Origin of the sequence: Pseudomonas sp. 51_B (genome assembly GCF_017491595.1) — a bacterium.
In the GTDB taxonomy this organism is placed as follows: domain Bacteria; phylum Pseudomonadota; class Gammaproteobacteria; order Pseudomonadales; family Pseudomonadaceae; genus Aquipseudomonas; species Aquipseudomonas promysalinigenes.
Genome location: NZ_JAFGYW010000063.1, coordinates 1 through 874, shown reverse-complemented (window position 1 = coordinate 874; position 874 = coordinate 1). Strand labels below are relative to the sequence as shown.

Annotated in this window: 1 protein-coding gene; it reads right to left on the bottom strand. The window is 68.1% G+C overall.

From position 1 onward, the window contains the following. A partial coding sequence (locus J5M56_RS23590; protein ID WP_243430875.1) for an Ig-like domain-containing protein occupies nt 1-874 on the bottom strand: 874 nt, incomplete at both ends.

The window sequence follows — 874 nt, the reverse complement described above, 5'->3', positions numbered from 1 at the left end:
AATTGCAGCCCGTCCGGCCCTACCGCCAGGTTGGTGACGGCGGCAGGTGCAGTGATATCCGGAGCGTCGAATTGCAGCGGCGCCGAGGTGTTGCCAGCGGCGTCGACCAGGCGCACGTCCAGTGCTTGGCCATTGGCCTGGGCCGGCGACAGGGTGAGGCTGAAGGTGCCATCGGTCCCCACTTGGCCGCTGCCAATCAGGTTACCGGCGGCGTCACGCACCTGCACCGTAGTGCCAGGCTCACCGCGCCCGGTCAGGGTAACGCCGTCGGCAAGAGTAAGGTCAGTCGGTTGCGCTGGGGGTTGCAGATCGGGGGCAGTCAGCAGGCTTGGCGTCGACACGTTGCCGGCAGCATCGGTGAGGGTGACCTGTAGGGACGAGCCGTTGGTGACAGGTGCGGTCAGCACCACATTGAACGTGCCATCGGCCTGAACGATGCCGGTGCCGATCACCTGGCCTTGGTCATCCAGCACTTTGACCGTCGCGCCCACTTCGCCACGGCCCGATACCAAGCGGCCGTCGCCGCTGATGGCCAGGCCGCTGGCAGGCTGTGGCGGTGTGGTATCGGTGCCGCCGTCGATGTCCGGCGCAGTGACGGTGCTGGCCGCAGAGGCATTGCCAGCCGCATCGGTAGCCGTGACCTGTAAAGACTCGCCGTCCACCTGCGGGGGCGCGAGACTGATGCTGAATACACCGGTCGGGCCCACCACGGCGGAACCCAGCACGGTGGTGCCGTCAGCAGCCAGGACCCGCACGGTGCTGCCAGGCTCGGCCCGGCCGGTGACGAGGGTGCCGTCTGCGCTGACCTCAAGCTCGCTTGGCGCTGTGGGGGCGGTGATGTCGGGTGCGCCGATCTGCGTGGGCAGCGACGATG